The 17,379-nt window shown below is 65.5% G+C and carries 17 protein-coding genes; 15 read left to right on the top strand and 2 right to left on the bottom strand.

Annotated elements, in window-relative coordinates:
• Positions 1-6: 6 nt before the first annotated feature.
• The 5 genes from ACVIYL_RS34870 to ACVIYL_RS34850 all read left to right on the top strand — a co-directional run bounded on the left by ACVIYL_RS34870 (position 7) and on the right by ACVIYL_RS34850 (position 4,942).
• Positions 7-1,236, top strand: a complete 1,230-nt coding sequence (locus tag ACVIYL_RS34870) for an ABC transporter substrate-binding protein (RefSeq protein WP_253608945.1) — start codon at positions 7-9, stop codon at positions 1,234-1,236.
• 64 nt (positions 1,237-1,300) lie between these two features.
• Positions 1,301-2,164, top strand: coding sequence for a branched-chain amino acid ABC transporter permease (locus ACVIYL_RS34865; protein ID WP_016839880.1), 864 nt, complete (start codon positions 1,301-1,303; stop codon positions 2,162-2,164).
• A gap of 1 nt (position 2,165) precedes the next feature.
• Positions 2,166-3,134, top strand: coding sequence for a branched-chain amino acid ABC transporter permease (locus tag ACVIYL_RS34860; RefSeq protein ID WP_057019845.1), 969 nt, complete (start codon positions 2,166-2,168; stop codon positions 3,132-3,134).
• A gap of 145 nt (positions 3,135-3,279) precedes the next feature.
• Positions 3,280-3,924: a DUF47 domain-containing protein gene (locus ACVIYL_RS34855; RefSeq protein WP_057019846.1), complete on the top strand. Its 645-nt coding sequence runs from the start codon at positions 3,280-3,282 to the stop codon at positions 3,922-3,924.
• A gap of 13 nt (positions 3,925-3,937) precedes the next feature.
• Positions 3,938-4,942, top strand: coding sequence for an inorganic phosphate transporter (locus ACVIYL_RS34850; RefSeq protein WP_092088304.1), 1,005 nt, complete (start codon positions 3,938-3,940; stop codon positions 4,940-4,942).
• Between the two features lie 59 nt (positions 4,943-5,001).
• On the opposite strand, the gene sugE is transcribed toward ACVIYL_RS34850, so the two are convergent.
• Entirely contained in the window at positions 5,002-5,316 is a 315-nt protein-coding gene (sugE, locus tag ACVIYL_RS34845; RefSeq protein WP_016839884.1) for a quaternary ammonium compound efflux SMR transporter SugE, read from the bottom strand.
• A 153-nt stretch (positions 5,317-5,469) separates the two neighbouring features.
• On the opposite strand from sugE, the gene ACVIYL_RS34840 reads away from it, so the two are divergent.
• Complete coding sequence (locus ACVIYL_RS34840; protein WP_028335130.1) at positions 5,470-7,089, top strand: peptide chain release factor 3; 1,620 nt, start codon at positions 5,470-5,472, stop codon at positions 7,087-7,089.
• Between the two features lie 63 nt (positions 7,090-7,152).
• On the opposite strand, the gene ACVIYL_RS34835 is transcribed toward ACVIYL_RS34840, so the two are convergent.
• Positions 7,153-8,298, bottom strand: coding sequence for an FAD-dependent oxidoreductase (locus ACVIYL_RS34835; RefSeq protein WP_456780682.1), 1,146 nt, complete (start codon positions 8,296-8,298; stop codon positions 7,153-7,155).
• Positions 8,299-8,385: 87 nt separating this feature from the next.
• Between ACVIYL_RS34835 and ACVIYL_RS34830 the strand changes: the two genes are divergently transcribed.
• The 9 genes from ACVIYL_RS34830 to ACVIYL_RS34790 all read left to right on the top strand — a co-directional run bounded on the left by ACVIYL_RS34830 (position 8,386) and on the right by ACVIYL_RS34790 (position 17,353).
• Complete coding sequence (locus tag ACVIYL_RS34830) at positions 8,386-9,072, top strand: TetR/AcrR family transcriptional regulator (protein WP_253608943.1); 687 nt, start codon at positions 8,386-8,388, stop codon at positions 9,070-9,072.
• Between the two features lie 99 nt (positions 9,073-9,171).
• The gene (locus tag ACVIYL_RS34825; protein ID WP_225159105.1) at positions 9,172-9,783 is read left to right on the top strand and encodes a hypothetical protein; all 612 of its coding nucleotides are present in this window, start codon (positions 9,172-9,174) and stop codon (positions 9,781-9,783) included.
• A gap of 193 nt (positions 9,784-9,976) precedes the next feature.
• Complete coding sequence (locus ACVIYL_RS34820) at positions 9,977-10,561, top strand: NnrU family protein (RefSeq protein ID WP_092088328.1); 585 nt, start codon at positions 9,977-9,979, stop codon at positions 10,559-10,561.
• 2 nt (positions 10,562-10,563) lie between these two features.
• Positions 10,564-11,385: a 3-methyl-2-oxobutanoate hydroxymethyltransferase gene (gene panB, locus ACVIYL_RS34815; protein WP_016839889.1), complete on the top strand. Its 822-nt coding sequence runs from the start codon at positions 10,564-10,566 to the stop codon at positions 11,383-11,385.
• A gap of 10 nt (positions 11,386-11,395) precedes the next feature.
• Entirely contained in the window at positions 11,396-12,994 is a 1,599-nt protein-coding gene (locus ACVIYL_RS34810; RefSeq protein WP_456780681.1) for a class I adenylate-forming enzyme family protein, read from the top strand.
• A gap of 267 nt (positions 12,995-13,261) precedes the next feature.
• Complete coding sequence (locus ACVIYL_RS34805; RefSeq protein WP_456780680.1) at positions 13,262-13,918, top strand: tetratricopeptide repeat protein; 657 nt, start codon at positions 13,262-13,264, stop codon at positions 13,916-13,918.
• A gap of 37 nt (positions 13,919-13,955) precedes the next feature.
• On the top strand, positions 13,956-14,513 hold the full coding sequence (locus ACVIYL_RS34800) for a hypothetical protein (RefSeq protein WP_225159102.1): 558 nt from the start codon (positions 13,956-13,958) through the stop codon (positions 14,511-14,513).
• A 213-nt stretch (positions 14,514-14,726) separates the two neighbouring features.
• Positions 14,727-16,109 carry a ribosome biogenesis GTPase Der gene (der, locus tag ACVIYL_RS34795; RefSeq protein WP_456780679.1) on the top strand — a complete coding sequence of 461 codons (1,383 nt, stop codon included), beginning with the start codon at positions 14,727-14,729 and terminating at the stop codon, positions 16,107-16,109.
• A complete protein-coding gene (locus ACVIYL_RS34790; RefSeq protein WP_456780678.1) occupies positions 16,106-17,353 on the top strand; it encodes an MFS transporter in 1,248 nt (415 codons plus the stop codon). The genes der and ACVIYL_RS34790 overlap by 4 nt, the downstream gene beginning before the upstream one ends.
• Positions 17,354-17,379: the final 26 nt, after the last annotated feature.

Genomic DNA, 17,379 nt, shown 5'->3' with positions numbered 1-17,379 from the left:
TACGACATGAAGAACAAGATTTCGGCGCTCCTGCTCGGCACCGCGATGGTGCTGTCCGCCGCAAGCGTCGCCTCCGCCCAGGAAAAGCTCGACAAGACGGTCAAGATCGGCGCGCTGTCGGATCAGTCCGGCCTCTACGCCGATCTCGCCGGCCCCGGCTCGACGCTGGCGGCGCAGATGGCGATCGAGGACTCCGGCCTCAAGGCCAAGGGCTGGACCATCGACCTGATCTCCGGCGATCACCAGAACAAGCCCGATATCGGCACCACCATCGCCCGCCAGTGGTTCGACGTCGACAAGGTCGACACCATCGTCGACGTGCCGAATTCCGGCGTCGCGCTCGCGGTCAACAACGTCGTGAAGGAAAAGAACGGCGTCTACATCAATTCGGGTGCCGCGACTTCGGATCTCACCAACGCGCAGTGCTCGCCGAATACCGTGCACTGGACCTACGACACCTACATGCTCGCCCACGCCACCGGCCAGGCGCTGGTGAAGGCGGGCGGGGACACCTGGTTCTTCCTCACCGCGGATTACGCGTTCGGCGCCGCGCTCGAGCGCGACACCACGTCCGTCGTCACCGCCAATGGCGGCAAGGTGGTCGGCGGCGTCAAGCATCCGCTCAACACCGCCGACTTCTCCTCCTTCCTGCTGCAGGCGCAGGCCTCCAAGGCCAAGATCATCGGTCTCGCCAATGCCGGCGGCGACACCACCAACTCGATCAAGCAGGCGGCCGAGTTCGGCATCGTCAAGGGCGGCCAGAAGCTCGCGGCGCTGCTGCTGTTCCTCACCGACGTCAAGGCGATCGGGCTCGAGACCGCGCAGGGCCTCAACTTCACCGAGACGTTCTACTGGGACCTCAACGACAAGACCCGCGCCTTCTCCAAGCGCTTCTCGGAGCGGATGAAGAACAGCGCGCCGCCGACCATGGTGCAGGCCGGCGTCTATGCGGGCCTCATGCATTACTTCAAGGCGCTGGAAGCGCTCGGCGGCAATCCGCATGACGGCGCCAAGGTGGTCGCGAAGATGAAGACGATCCCGACCGACGATCCGTTGTTCGGCAAGGGCGAGGTCGAGGCCAACGGCCGCGTCACCCACGACGCCTACCTGTTCGAAGTGAAGAAGCCCTCGGAGTCCAAGGGACCGTGGGACTTCTACAAGCTGGTCGGCACCGTGCCGGGCAACCAGGCCTTCACGCCGCTCGACAAGAGCACCTGCGCGCTTCTGAAGAAGTGACGATCATGCCCGCCGGCCATGCGCGTGGCCGGCGGGCTTCATCTATCTAGCGAAAGCTCATTCGATGCAGGCTCTCTACGCACAGCTTCTGGTGGGACTGATCAACGGCTCGTTCTACGCGCTGCTCAGTCTGGGGCTCGCCGTCATCTTCGGCATGCTCAACATCATCAATTTCGCGCATGGCGCGCTCTACATGATGGGCGCCTTCGTGGCGTATTTCCTGCTCAACCTGGGCGGCATCAATTACTGGTGGGCGCTGATCATCGCACCCGTCGTGGTCGGCATCTTCGGCATGATCCTCGAGCGGACCATGCTGCAATGGCTGACCGGCCTCGATCATCTCTACGGATTGCTGCTGACCTTCGGCATCGCGCTGATCGTGCAGGGCGTGTTCCAGAACTATTTCGGCTCCTCGGGCCTGCCTTACTCGATCCCCGATCAGCTCAAGGGCGGCGTCAATCTCGGCTTCATGTTCCTGCCGATCTATCGTGGCTGGGTCGTCATCTTCTCGCTCGTGGTGTGCCTTGCGACCTGGTTCCTGATCGAGAAGACGCAGCTCGGCGCCTACCTGCGCGCCGCGACCGAGAACCCGACGCTGGTGCGCGCGTTCGGCATCAACGTGCCGCGCATGATCACGCTGACCTACGGGCTCGGCGTCGGTCTTGCCGCGCTTGCCGGCGTGCTGTCGGCGCCGATCAACCAGGTCCGTCCGCTGATGGGCGCCGATCTCATCATTGTGGTGTTCGCGGTGGTCGTGATCGGCGGCATGGGCTCGATCATGGGCTCGATCATCACCGGATTCGCGCTCGGCGTGATCGAGGGACTGACCAAGTATTTTTATCCCGAGGCCTCCAACACCGTGGTGTTTGTCCTGATGGTGGTGGTGTTGCTGGTGAAGCCAACGGGACTGACGGGACGGGCGGCTTGATATGTCAGCATTGACCGACGATACACTTCCGATCACGCCGCGCGCGATGCGCGACGAGATGATCGTATTCGCCGCGATGGCGCTGCTGCTGGCGATCGTGCCGTGGACGGGGATCTATCCGTTCTTCGTCATGCAGGCGCTGTGCTTCGCGCTGCTCGCCTGCGCCTTCAACCTCCTGATCGGCTATGGCGGCCTGCTGTCGTTCGGCCACGCGATGTTCCTCGGCACCGCCGGCTACGTCTCGGCCCACGCGCTGAAGGTGTGGGGGCTGACGCCGGAGCTCGGCATCCTGGTCGGCACCGCGGCCGCGGCCTTGCTCGGCCTGGTCACCGGCTACATCTCGATCAAGCGGCAGGGCATCTATTTCTCGATGATCACGCTGGCGCTGTCGCAGCTGCTTTACTTCCTCTATTTGCAGGCGCCGTTCACCCATGGTGAAGACGGCATCCAGGGCATTCCGCAAGGCCACCTGCTCGGCATCTTCGATCTCTCGAAGCCGCTGGTGCTTTACTATGTGGTGCTGGTCGGCTTCCTCGCCGGGTTCCTGCTGATCTACCGCACCATCAACTCGCCGTTCGGCGAGGTGCTGAAGTCGATCCGCGAAAACGAGCCGCGGGCGATTTCGCTTGGCTACAAGACCGACCAGTACAAGCTGCTCGCCTTCATCCTGTCGGGCACGCTGGCGGGCTTTGCCGGCTCGCTGAAGGTGTTCGTGGCGCAGAATGCCTCGCTCACCGACGTGCACTGGTCGATGTCCGGTGAAATCGTGCTGATGACGCTGGTCGGCGGTCTCGGCACCATCTTCGGCCCGGTGGTCGGCGCCTTCGTGATCATCGCCATGCAGCAATATCTCGCCGGTTTCGGCCAGTGGGTGACGGTGATCCAGGGCGTGATCTTCGTGGCCTGCGTGCTGCTGTTCCGGCGTGGCCTGGTCGGTGAGCTGGCCCATTTGTTGCGGCGGTCGCTGTAGGGCAGGTCCCGGCGACTTTCGGCCGACATAGCGGTGGACGACCGCCCGCTCGGGCGGTCGATCCCGATGCTTTCCCCGCCAGATGCTCTATGACAGTTCTGTGACAGTCGCTAAAAGGGCTGTCCCGGAATGATGGAACTGAGACATGCTGCGCTGGTTTCGCGCCTTCCTGCCCAAGGAAGAGCGGTTTTTCGACCTGTTCGCCCGACACGCCCGGACCTCCGTGCAATGCGCATTGGCGTTGCAGGACATGCTGAAGGGCGGGGAGGAGACTCCGGTCTTTTGCCAGCGCGTCAATCAGTTCGAGAACGACGCCGATAGCGTCACCCGCGAGGTCCTGACCGCGGTTCGCCGCACCTTCATCACCCCGTTCGATCGTGGCGATATCAAGAACCTGATCACCTCGATGGACGACGCGGTCGACCAGATGCAGGCGACCGCAAAGGCGGTCATGCTGTTCGAGGTGCGCGAGTTCGAGCCGCCGATGCGCGAGATGGGCGGCCTGATCGTCGAATGCGCCAATCTGGTCGGCCGCGCGCTGCCCCTGTTGCAGTCGATCGGCCACAACGTCTCGATGCTGACCCAGATCACCGAGGAACTGACCAAGCTCGAGGGCCGGGTCGACGATCTCCAGGATATCGGGCTCAAGGAGCTGTTCCTGAAGCACCGCGACGCCAACACGATGGACTACATCGTCGGCGCGGAGATCTACGACCATCTCGAGAAAGTGGCCGACCGTTTCGACGACGTCGCCAACGAGATCAACTCGATCGTGATCGAGCAAGTGTAGAGCGGGGCATCACGTGGACGCCACGCTGGGTCTTCCAATTCTGACCATCCTGATCGCGGTCGCGCTGCTGTTCGATTTCCTGAACGGCCTGCACGATGCCGCGAACTCGATCGCGACCATCGTCTCGACCCGCGTGCTGCGGCCGCAGTATGCGGTGTTCTGGGCGGCGTTCTTCAACTTCGTCGCGTTCCTGGTGTTCGGCCTGCACGTTGCCAACACGATCGGCACCGGGATCATCGAGCCGTCGGTGGTGGATGCGACCGTGATCTTCGCAGCATTGGTCGGCGCGATCGTCTGGAACGTGATCACCTGGGCGCTGGGCATTCCGTCGTCGAGCTCGCACGCGCTGATCGGCGGCCTGGTCGGCGCCGGCATGGCGAAGGCGGGGATTTCGGCGGCGGTGTGGAGCGGGCTCTCCAAGACCTTGCTCGCGATCGTGCTGTCGCCGCTGGTCGGCTTCCTGCTGGCGCTGGTGCTGGTCGCGATCGTGTCCTGGCTCTCGGTGCGCTCGACGCCGTTCGCGGTCGATCGCGCATTCCGCATCCTGCAATTCGCCTCGGCGTCGCTCTATTCGCTCGGCCATGGCGGCAACGACGCGCAAAAGACCATGGGCATCATCGCCGTGCTGCTCTATTCGCAGGGCCATCTCGGCGACACCTTCGAAATTCCGTTCTGGGTGGTGCTGGCCTGCCAGGGCGCGATGGCGCTGGGTACCCTGATGGGGGGCTGGCGGATCGTCCGCACCATGGGGCTGCGGATCACCAAGCTGACGCCGATGCAGGGTTTCTGCGCCGAAACCGGCGGCGCCGTGACGCTGTTCATGGCGACCTATCTCGGGGTTCCCGTATCGACCACGCACACCATCACCGGCGCCATCGTCGGCGTCGGCGCCGCACGGCGGCTCTCCGCCGTGCGCTGGAATGTGGCGAGCTCGATCGTCTACGCCTGGGTGATCACGATCCCGGCGTCGGCCGCGGTCGCAGCCGCGAGCTATTGGGCGGTGCAGATTCTGAAGTAGCGTTTTGAGCGAAGTGGAAGCCGGTTCGCGTTAAGAAAACGCGTCTCAAAAAGGAGCAATCAGCCAACCAGCTTCAGCCCGACGATGCCGGCAACGATCAGTCCGATGCTGGCAAGCCGCATCGCGGTCGCGGGTTCGCCGAGCAGGATGATGCCGAGCGCCGCGGTGCCGACCGCGCCGATCCCGGTCCAGACCGCATAGGCGGTTCCAATCGGCAGCGTCTTGAGCGCGAGGCCGAGCAGGATGACGCTGCCGGCCATCGCCGCCAGCGTCAGCACCGACGGCACCAGCCGCGAGAAACCTTCGGTATATTTCAGCCCGATCGCCCAGCCGATCTCGAGCAGGCCAGCGGTGAACAGAATGGTCCAAGCCATCACGAACCCTCCAGATAAGGCAGGGTCGTCCCCGCGAACGGTATGGTGAGGAGAAGGTCGTCCTTCCGGTGCCTATATGGGGATGGTGCGGGCGTTCCGCATTGCGACAAAACGCCCTTGATTGCGCCCGTTTTCCCTGCCAAATGCCCCGCCATGTCCGACATTTCAGTTTCAGCCGAATCGCCGTCCCGCTCGCCGCTTTCTGAGGAAGTGGCGCGACGGCGCACCTTTGCGATCATCTCGCACCCGGACGCCGGCAAGACCACGCTGACGGAAAAGCTGCTGCTGTTCGGCGGCGCCATCAACCTTGCGGGCCAGGTCAAGGCCAAGGGCGAGCGGCGCAACACGCGCTCGGACTGGATGAAGATCGAGCGCGAGCGCGGCATCTCGGTCGTCACCTCGGTGATGACCTTCGAGTTCAACGACCTCGTGTTCAATCTCTTGGACACGCCGGGCCACGAGGACTTTTCGGAAGATACCTATCGCACGCTGACCGCGGTCGACTCCGCCGTGATGGTGATCGACGCCGCGAAAGGCATCGAGGCGCGCACGCGAAAGCTGTTCGAGGTGTGCCGGCTGCGTGACATCCCGATCATCACCTTCATTAACAAGATGGACCGCGAGAGCCGCGACACGTTCGAGCTTCTGGACGAGATCGAGAAGACGCTGGCGCTCGACACCACGCCGATGACCTGGCCGGTCGGCCGCGGCCGCGACTTCCTCGGCACCTATGACGTCGTCAATGGCGGCGTGCGGCTGCTCGAGGGCGGCGGCGCCAAGACCGGCGCCACGGAGCAGATCGATATCGCCGATCTCGGCAAGCGCAACCCCAATCTCGACGTCGCCGAGGTCAAGGACGAGCTCGCGCTGGCGTCGGAAGCCTGCAAGCCGTTCGAGCTCGCGGCGTTCCGCGAGGGCCACCTGACGCCGGTCTATTTCGGCAGCGCGCTGCGCAATTTCGGCGTCGGCGATTTGCTGGAAGGCCTCGGCAAGTTCGCGCCAGCGCCGCGCGCGCAGGACTCGGATTTGCGCAAGGTCGAGGCATCGGAGCCGCGCATGAGCGCGTTCGTGTTCAAGATCCAGGCCAACATGGATCCGAACCACCGCGACCGCATCGCCTTCGCCCGGCTGTGCTCGGGCAAGCTCAGCCGCGGCATGAAGGCCAAGCTGGTGCGCACCGGCAAGAACATGAGCCTGTCGAGCCCGCAGTTCTTTTTCGCGCAGGACCGCTCGGTCGCCGACGAGGCCTTTGCCGGCGACGTCGTCGGCATTCCGAACCACGGCACGCTCAGGATCGGCGACACCCTGACCGAGGGCGAGGATCTGACCTTCGTCGGCGTGCCGAGCTTCGCGCCGGAAATCGTCCGCCGCGTTCGGCTGACCGATGCGATGAAGGCGAAGAAGCTGAAGGAAGCCTTGCAGCAGATGTCGGAGGAGGGCGTCGTGCAGGTGTTCCGCCCGCGCGACGGCGCGCCCGCGCTGGTCGGCGTGGTCGGCCCGCTGCAGCTCGACGTGCTGAAGGCGCGGCTCGATGCGGAATATTCGCTGCCGGTCGAGTTCGAGATCTCTGAATTCTCGCTGGCGCGCTGGATATCGTCCGACGACCGCAAGCAGCTTGACGCCTTCATCTCCGCCAACAATTCCGGCATCGCCGACGACGTCGACGGCGATCCCGTGTTCATGGCCAAGAACGAGTTCTATCTCGGCTACACCCGGGAGCGCGCGGAGGGCATCACCTTCTCCAACGTCAAGGACGTGAAGAAGAAGGCGTAGTGGCGCTTGCTCCTGTGTCGTCCCCCGGGAAGGCGGGGGGCCCGGTACGCCGCGGCTTCTCCGTCATTCGCTACGGTTCTCGGCGGGGAGGTGACTGCCCAAAAAGTCGATCAAGCTCTGCGGCGCGTTAGCGCCGTAGCACAACTCGAGGAGTTCCGCCGCATCAGCGGCTTCGGACGCGCTGCGGGGAAACAGTTCCTCTTCATAGGCGGCGAGCGCGGCCTCGACATTGCCGGGGTTGGCGACGATCGCCGCTGCTAGTTCGGCGCCATCGTGCATTGCGAGATTGGCGCCTTCGCCCGATGGAACCATCAGATGCGCTGCATCGCCGAGCAGCGTGACGCCGGGCACGCGGTCCCATTGATGCGCGACCGGAAGCGCATGGATGAGGCGCAGCACCGGCGCCGTCTCGCCGTCGGTGATCAGCGCGGTCAGCGCCCGGGCCCAGCCATCGAATTCCTCGGCGACGCGGGCGAGGGCGCTCGTAGGGTTGGAGAAGTCGAGGTTGGCAAACCATTCCTCAGGCTTGGTCAGCGCCACATAGGTGTGCAGCACGCCGTTCGGCTCACGATGCGCGGCGATGCCCTTTCCCGGCGCCAGCGCGAACATCGCGCCGCCGCCAACCGCTTCCGCGCTCGCTCGGTGACGGACATCGGCGTCGAACAGATATGTCTCGATGAACGAAGTGCCGACATAGGCCGGCTTGTCTGCGGAGAGAAGCGATCGCACGCGCGACCAGGCACCGTCGGCGCCGACCAGAAGCTCAGTCGTCACCGTCGTGCCGTCGGCAAAGCTCAATAGGTGCCTTCCACCGCCGAGCGGAGTGGCCGCGGTGACCTTAGATCCCCAATGCACCGTGCCCTCGGGCAGCGAGTTGAGCAGGATCCGACGTAGCTCGCCTCGGGGTACCTCGGGGCGCCCGCCCGTGCCGTCATCTGGATGATGCAGCAGGACATTGCCTTGGGTATCGAGCGCGCGGGTTTCCTGGCCGCCGGGGTGGATCAGCTCGCGGAACTCCTCAAAGAGGCCTGCGGCCTTCAGCGCGCGTTGGCCGTTGTGCTCATGGATATCGAGCATGCCGCCCTGCGTTCGTGCCTCTGCGGAGGCTTCCGCTTCGTAGACGATCGTTGCGATCCCGTGGACGTGGAGGACGCGGGCAAGCGTCAGGCCGCCGAGGCCGGCACCGACGATCGTGACGGGAGATTTCATGCGGAGTCCTTCCGGCGCGGAGACTGAAAGTTATGGAACGTCGTTCCATATACTTGGAATGCCGTTCCAGACGTGTCAAGATGCGGCATGGTCAAGAAGGCGCGCAGCAGCCAGCGACGCGAGGACTCGCTCTCGCGGGATCGCATCATCGAGGCTTCGATCGAACTCCTGGACGAAAGCGGCGAGGACGGTCTGACGTTCCGCGCCCTGTCCGAACGGCTCGCGACCGGTCCCGGCGCGATCTACTGGCATATCGCCAACAAGAGTGATCTGCTGGTCGCCGCCTGCGACGCCATTGTCGCGCGCATGGTGGATGCGCACGCGATCAGCGGATCGCCGAAGGCCACCATTCGCGCCCTTGCGCTCGGCATGTTCGACGCAATGGAGGCGCATGCGTGGGTCGGGACAGCGCTGATCCGTGCCGCCGGGCAGTTGCCGACCGTGCGCGTTCTGGAGTGCATCGGCCAGCAGGTTCGCGCGCTTGGCGTGGCTGCCGACACGCAGTGGACGATCGTCTCGGTCCTGCTGAACTACATCCTTGGCGTCGGTGGCCAGAACGCAGCCAACGCGCAGTTCGCGCGGACGCATGGCCTGGACCGATCGAGCTTCCTGGATGCGGTGGCGACCGACTGGTCCGCGCTCGACGCAAGCGACTACCCGTTTGCACGCAGCGTGGCCGGCGCGATGCGGGACCACGACGACCGTGTCGACTATCTCGCCGGCATCGATCTCATCCTCGCCGGTATCAAGGGGACACGAACCGGCCGAACCTAGGTTTTAGTATTGACAAGCGCGAGGAATTGAACGCCGCCCCGCTTGATGCGGTCCGGCCGCGGACCCATTTTCTCCGGAGTGCAATCCGGGTCCGCCTGCATGCTCCGACGCGTCGCCATCTGCCTCGCTTTTGCCGTGCCGGCCTTTGCGCTCGCGAGCGCGGCCTCTGCGCAGCAGCGGCAACAAACCAACCCGGCGCCCTTCGCACACACGCCTTGCAGCGTGCTCGACGAAGGGCCTTGCATCCCGTCCTATTGCAGCGTGTTCAACCACGGGCCATGCCTGCCCGAGATGGATTATCCGTACGGCGAAAATCTCCAGCTCACGATCCTGACCGTGCCACCGCAGGATCAGGCCGAGAAGTACCGCAAGCCGGATCATGATCTCAATACCATCGGCGATCTGTTCGCCGCGCTGCGCGCCTGCTGGGCGCCGCCACCGCCGGACGACGCGCGCGCGGGCATGCAGATGTCGGTGCGATTCAGCTTCAAACGATCGGGCGAGATGATCGGCGCGCCGCGCCTGACGTTTTCGACGCGGGGCATCCCGGCCGACACCCGCACCACCTACCTCAACGCGATCAACGCCTCGCTGGATGCCTGCCTGCCGCTGAAATTCACCGGCGGATTGGGCGGCGCGCTGGCCGGCCGGCCGATCATGATCCGCTATGTCGACAACCGGGAGCTGGCCAAATCGGCCAACAAGCCGTGAGACACGTCATTCCGGGGCGCGCTGGAAGCGCGAACCCGGAATCCCGGGATTGGCTTGCGCGCCCGGCAACCTCGAGATTCCGGGTCTGGCCCTGCGGGCCATCCCGGAATGACGGAGTCGTGGCGTGACGCATTGCCACCCGCCCGGCGAAGGTGATACGCGAAGGCATTAATTCGATCAGGGGAGGAACATCGTGGGACTGCTCGTCATGATCCTGGGTCTCGTGCTGTTCCTCGGCGTCCATGTGCTGTCAAGCCTGCGCGAGATGCGCGCCGGCCTGATCAAGGCGATGGGCGAGGGCGGCTACAAGATCGCCTATTCGCTCGCCTCCGCGGCCGGGCTCGTGCTGATCATCTGGGGCTTTGCGCATTATCGCGCGAGCGGATGGATCGACGTCTGGACCCCGCCGACAGCGTTCAAGCACATCACGGTGGCGCTGATGCTGCCCGCCGTCATCCTCGTCGTCGCCTCCTATATCCGCGGCCGCATCTACACCACGCTGAAGCATCCGATGCTCGCCGGCGTGAAGCTGTGGGCGTTCGCGCATCTGCTCGCCAACGGCGACCTCGGCTCGATCATCCTGTTCGGCTCGTTTCTCGGCTGGGCGGTCTATGACCGCATCTCGCTGAAGCGCCGCACGGATGCCGGCGCGCCGCCGATTCCGGTGGGCGGCCCAACCAACGACCTGATCGCGATCGCGGTCGGTGTCATCGTCTATCTGGCGCTGGCGTTTGCGTTCCACCCGGTCGTGATCGGCGTGCCTGTCATGGGAGCCTGACTATGTCTGTTCAATCCGCCATCAAGCGCAAGACCGCGCCCGATCTCCGCGCCCGCAAGAACGGCGAGCCGATCGTGATGCTGACGTCCTATCATGCGCACACCGCGGCGCTGGTCGACCGTCATTGCGACGCCATCCTGGTCGGCGATTCCCTCGGCAACGTCATGCACGGCTTCGAGACCACGGTGCCGGTCACGCTCGACATGATGATCCTGCAGGGCCGCGCGGTGATGCGCGGCTCGCAAGCTGCGCTCGTCGTGGTGGATATGCCGTTCGGCTCCTATGAGGGCTCGAAGGAGCAGGCGTTTCAATCCGCGGTGCGGATCATGAAGGAGACGCTGTGCGGCGCGGTCAAGCTCGAGGGCGGCGCGCGGATGGCGGAGACGGTGGCGTTCCTGTCCGAGCGCGGCATTCCGGTGATGGGCCATATCGGCCTGACGCCGCAGTCGATCAACACGCTCGGCTCGTTCCGCGCGCAGGGCCGCGAGGAGGAGACCTGGGCGCCGATCGAGAACGACGCCAGGGCGATTGCGGAAGCCGGCGCCTTCTCGATCGTGGTCGAGGCGGTCGCCGAGCCGCTGGCGCGCAAGATCACGCAGTCGATCGCGGTGCCGACCATCGGCATCGGCGCCAGCGCGGCCTGCGACGGCCAGGTGCTGGTGCTGGAGGACATGCTCGGCCTGTCGCCGCGGGCGCCGAAATTCGTGCGCCGCTACGGCAATCTCGGTCCAATGATCGAGGAGGCGATCGCGGGCTATGCGCGCGACGTGAAGAGCCGCGCCTTCCCGGGGCCGGAGCACGTCTACGGCATGAAGAAGAGCTGACGGGGCGCGCATGGACTGGTCGCAGCACGCAATTCCACCGATGCGGCTTGAGCCGCGGTTCGGCGACCGCGTCGTGCCGGCTTTCCCGGAGCGGCCGGGCAGCCTGTGGGGGATGATCGCTGACGCCGTCGCGCAGAACGGCGACGGCGAGGCGCTGGTCTGCGGCGCGACGCGCCTGAGCTGGCGCGAGGTCGCAGAGAAATCGGCCAAGGTCGCGGCGGGCTTTGCAAACCTCGGCCTTGCGCCCGGCGACCGCGTCGCGATCCTGCTCGGCAACCGGATCGAATTCGTGCTGACGATGTTTGCCGCCGCGCATGCCGGGCTGGTCACGGTGCTGCTCTCGACGCGCCAGCAGAAGCCCGAGATCGCCTATGTGCTGAATGATTGCGGTGCGACGCTGCTGGTCCATGAGGCCACGCTTGCCGACCGCATCCCTGATGCGGCCGACGTTCCCGGCCTCAAGCATCGCATCTCGGTCAGCGATGACGGCGCATCGCAATTCGCTGGTCTCGCCGACAACGCTGCGGCCCAGGCGCCGGCGGAGGTGAGGGAAGAGGACACCGCGATGATCCTCTACACCTCGGGCACCACGGGCCGGCCGAAGGGCGCCATGCTCGCCCATTGCAACATCATCCACTCCTCGATGGTGTTCGTGTCGTGCCTGAAGCTGACCAAGTCGGATCGCTCGATCGCCGCGGTGCCGCTCGCGCATGTCACCGGCGCGGTCGCCAACATCACCACCATGGCACGCTGCGCCGGCGCGCTGATCATCATGCCGGAGTTCAAGGCCTCGGAATATCTGAAGGTCGCGGCGCGCGAGCGCGTCAGCTACACGGTGATGGTGCCGGCGATGTATAATCTCTGCCTGATGCAGCCGGATTTCGACAGCTACGATCTGTCGAGCTGGCGGATCGGCGGCTTCGGCGGCGCGCCGATGCCGGTCGCAACCATCGAAAAACTCGACGCCAAGATTCCCGGGCTGAAGCTTGCGAATTGCTACGGCGCGACCGAGACCACGTCGCCCTCGACGCTGATGCCGGGCGAACTGACCGCCGCCCATATCGACAGCGTCGGCCTGCCGTGCCCCGGTGCCGAGATCATCGTGATGGGCGCTGACGGCCGCGAACTGCCGCGCGGCGGGATCGGCGAGCTCTGGATCCGCAGCGCCTCGGTCATCAAGGGTTACTGGAACAATCCAAAGGCGACAGCCGAGAGTTTTACGGCCGGCTTCTGGCATTCCGGCGATCTCGGCTCGATCGACGCGGCAAACTTCGTCCGTGTGTTCGATCGCCAGAAGGACATGATCAACCGCGGCGGCCTGAAGATCTATTCCGCCGAGGTCGAGTCTGTTCTGGCCGGCCATCCCGCCGTGGTCGAGAGCGCGATCATCGCCAAGCCGTGCCCGGTGCTCGGCGAGCGCGTGCACGCCGTGATCGTGACCCGCACCGACGTGAATGCGGAGAGCCTGCGCGCCTGGTGCGCCGAGCGGCTCTCGGACTACAAGGTGCCGGAGACAGTGGCGCTGACAGCAGAGCCGCTGCCGCGCAACGCCAACGGCAAGGTGATCAAGCGCCAGATCAGGGAGAGCCTGTCCGCGATAGGCGCGTAGCGCGGCGTGGACGTACCATCCGCGAATTCGGTGCACCGCTCCCGCTTGCGGGGGTCGAGACAGCGAAGCTCGCTCTTAGGTCGGCACGTGCAGCGCGGGCTGGGGGCCTGTTGCGGCAAGTCGCAAACGTCCCCCGTTAACGCTTTGATCCACCTCGCTTTGCCTTGCCTCCGCCACACCATTAGGGTAACGCCGCCGCGATGTGGGGATCGGGTAGGGCTGGGCCCCACCGATAGCAGCGGTCCCGAGGGGATGGGATAGCCTTAAGTGTCTGAATTATTTGACGAAGTCGACGAGGAAGTCCGTCGCGATCAGCTCAAGAAGCTGTGGGACAAGTACTCGCTCTTTATCATCGCCCTGGCGATCCTGATCGTTGCGGGCGTCGGTGGCTGGCGCGGCTACCAGTATCTTGAGGCCAAGAAGGCCGCCGAGGCCGGTGCGGCGTTCGACCGTGCCGTCGAATTGTCCGATCAGAACAAGCACGCCGAGGCCGAGGCTGCGTTCGCCGCTCTCATCACCAAGGCACCGTCCGGCTACCGCAATCTGGCGCGGCTGCGCATGGCCGCCGAGGTCGCGACCCGCGATCAGCCGGCTGCCGCGAAGCTCTATGACGAGATCGCAGCCGACCGCAGCGTCGGCGGTCCCGAGCACGACTTGGCGCGGATCCGTGCCGCGCAGCTCGCGATGGAAACCACCACCTATCCGAACATGCTGCAACGGCTCGAGGCCACGGCAACGGCGAAGGACTCGACGTTCCGTCACTCAGCCCGCGAGCTGCTGGCGCTGTCGGCCTGGCGCGCCAACGATGCCACCGCCGCGCGGCAGTGGCTCGACCAGATTGCCAATGACGGCGAGACGCCGCCGAGCCTGCGCTCGCGTGCCGAAGCGCTGCAGGCCTTGTTGCCGCCGGTCGCGAAAAGCTGACTTGGCGCGAAACCCGAGTTTGAGTGAGAGATCGACCATGCGCCGCTCGCAACGCCTGATCGCAGCCGCAGTTCTGACAGCGCTTTGCAGCGTGCTGGCGGGGTGCGGCGGTGGCGGCATGTCCAATTTCGATCCGAGCGACCTGCTCGACTTCCTCGATTCCAAGAAGAAGCTACAGGGCGACCGCAAGCCCGTATTCCCCGAAGGCGTGCCCGGCCTGGAGCAGGGCGTGCCGAAGGAATTGTACAAGGGCTCGCAGCAGGAACAGCTCGATCAGCAGAACGCCGCGGCAGCCGCCGCTGCCCAGCCGGCCCCGCCGCCGGAGCCGCCGAAGGGCGCCAAGAAGCACGCCAAGGGTAGCGCAGCGCCGGCCGCGGATCAGGCGGCTGCTCCCGATGCCGCAGCCGAGGAGGGCGCGCCCGCCGCGCTGCCGCCGGAGCCGAAGCCGAAGAAGATCGTCCGCCGCCGCACCACCGCGCCACCCGCCGACGATCAGCAGGCGCAGCCTGCAGCGCCGGCTCAGCAGACCCAGACCACGCAACAATCCGGCGGCGCCTTCCCCGCACCGCTACCGAGCGGCGGATTTTCACGCTAATTGCGAGCGGGATTCTACCTCGCCCCGCCTGCGGGGAGAGGTCGGAATTCAAGCACAGCTTGAATTCCGGGTGAGGGGGAGTTTCAACCCTCTCCCCGTAAGAGCGGGGAGAGGGAGAAGATGCTCCATCATTTGCTTCGACCGCTCCCCATTCCTGCTGTAGTTCTTTCCAGCACCTTGACCCGCGGACAACAGACCGCGCCTGGATGATCCATGCCTTTCACCATCGCCATTATCGGCCGGCCCAATGTCGGAAAGTCGACGCTGTTCAACCGGCTGGTCGGCCAGAAGCTCGCGCTGGTCGACGACGAGCCCGGCGTGACGCGTGACCGTCGCGAGGGCCAGGCCAGGCTCTACGACCTCGACTTCACCATCATCGACACCGCAGGTCTGGACGAAGGCGCCAAGGGTTCGCTGACGGCGCGGATGCAGGAGCAGACCGAAACCGCGATCGAACTCGCCGACGCCCTGATGTTCGTGATCGACGCCCGCGTCGGCCTGACGCCGACCGACCGAGCCTTCGCCGACTTCGCGCGAAAAGCCAACAAGCCGGTGGTGCTGGTCGCCAACAAGGCCGAGGGCAAGCATGGCGAGATCGGCGCGATGGAATCCTACGCGCTCGGGCTCGGCGATCCCGTCCAGATCTCGGCCGAGCATGGCGAGGGCATGGGTGACCTCCACGAGGCGCTGAGCGCGCTGGTGCCGGAGACGCCGGAGGAAGACGACGAGCTTGAGGACGATGAGGAGATCTCGGAGGAGGAGGCCGCGCAGCGCCCGATCCGCGTCGCCATCGTTGGCCGGCCGAATGCCGGCAAGTCGACGCTGATCAACCATCTGCTCGGCGAGGAGCGGCTGCTGACCAGCCCCGAGGCCGGCACCACGCGCGATTCCATCGCGGTCGAGATCACCTGGCAGGGCCGCCAGTTCCGGGTGTTCGACACCGCCGGCCTGCGCCGCCGATCGCGGATCGAGGAGAAACTGGAGAAGCTCTCGGTCGCCGACGCGTTGCGCGCGGTGCGCTTTGCCGAAGTCGTCGTGATGATGATGGACGCGCAGAACAAGTTCGAGGAGCAGGACCTGCGCATCGCCGACCTGATCGAGCGCGAAGGCCGCGCCATCGTGCTCGCGGTCAACAAATGGGACCTGGTCGAGCGCAAGCCCAACCAGATCTCGCAACTGCGCACCGATGCCGACCACTGGCTGCCGCAGGTCAAGGGCGCGCCGATCGTGGCCGTCTCCGGCCTGATGGGCGAGGGCATCGACCGCCTGATGACGGCGATCCAGGAGGCCTACGCGGTCTGGAACCGGCGCTTGCCGACCTCGGCGCTCAATCGCTGGTTCGAGCAGGCGATCCAGGCCAACCCGCCGCCGGCGGTCTCGGGCCGCAGGCTGAAGCTGAACTACATCACGCAAGTGAAAGCGCGCCCGCCGAGCTTCGTGCTGTTCTGCTCGCGCGCCGATGCGATCCCGCGATCCTATCTGCGCTACCTCATCAACTCGCTGCGCGAGACGTTCGATCTGCCGGGCACGCCGATCCGGATCACGCTGCGCGAGAAGGCCAATCCGTTCGCCCACAAGCGCAAACGCCCGTCGTGAGCGAAAGGTCGGAGGGTGACACGGTTGCTGTAGCGCAACCGCGCAGCGGCGCGGTGATCTTCATCTTCATCACGTTGCTGCTCGACATGCTTGCGCTCGGGATCATCATCCCGATCCTGCCGAAGCTGATCGAAGGCTTCGTCAACAACGACACCGCAAATGCGGCGCGCATCTTCGGTGTGTTCGGCTCGATCTGGGCCTTGATGCAGTTCGTCTGCTCGCCGATCCTCGGCGCGCTGTCCGATCGCTTCGGCCGCCGGCCGGTGGTGCTGCTGTCGAATTTCGGCCTTGCCGCGGACTATGTGCTGATGGCGCTGGCGCCGAACCTGATCTGGCTGTTCATCGGTCGGGCGATCTCGGGCATCACCTCGTCGAGCATCTCGACCGTGTTCGCCTATATCGCCGACGTCACTGCGCCGGAGCAGCGCGCCGCGATGTTCGGCAAGATCGGCGTTGCCTTCGGCGCCGGCTTCATCCTCGGACCGGCGCTCGGCGGGCTGCTCGGCGAGATCGACCCGCGGCTGCCGTTCTGGGCGGCGGCGGGTTTGAGCTTCGTCAACGGGCTGTATGGCCTGTTCATCCTGCCGGAATCGCTGCCCGTGGAGCGGCGCGCGCCGTTCAAATGGAAGAGCGCCAATCCGATCGGCGCGCTGCATTTCCTGCGCTCGAACCGGACGCTCGCCGGCCTGTCGCTGGCGACGTTCTTCGGCCAGCTCGCGCATGTCGTGCTGCCCTCGGTGTTCGTGCTCTACGCCACCTATCGCTATGGCTGGGACACCGGCACCGTCGGCGCGACGCTGGCGCTGGTCGGGCTCTGCGGCATGATCGTGCAGGGCGCGGCGATCGGCCCGATCGTGCAGCGCCTCGGCGAGCGCAACGCGCTGTTCCTCGGCCTCGTCTGCGGCGCCCTGGGCTTCGTGATCTTCGGCGCCGCGCCGACCGGCCAGCTGTTCTGGATCGGCATTCCCGTGATGGCGCTGTGGGGCCTCTCGGGCGCTGCGACGCAGGCGCTGACGACGCAGCTCGTCGCCGCCGATCAACAGGGCCAGTTGCAGGGCGCGACTTCAAGCGTGCAGAGCATGTCGGAATTGATCGGCCCGTTCCTGTTCACGCTGACGTTTGCGTATTTCATCGGCGACAACGTGCCGGTGAAGATGCCCGGCGCGCCGTTCTATCTGGCCGGCGCGCTGCTGCTGCTCGCGCTCGCCATCGCGTGGCGCGCGACAGCGGCGAAGCAAGCCTAGGGCGGGCAAGCCGCCGACGGATCCAC

The sequence above is a fragment of the Bradyrhizobium sp. USDA 3315 genome (assembly GCF_054056795.1).
Note: the sequence above shows the minus strand (reverse complement) of the source record. Positions and strands in the feature narration are given on the sequence as shown.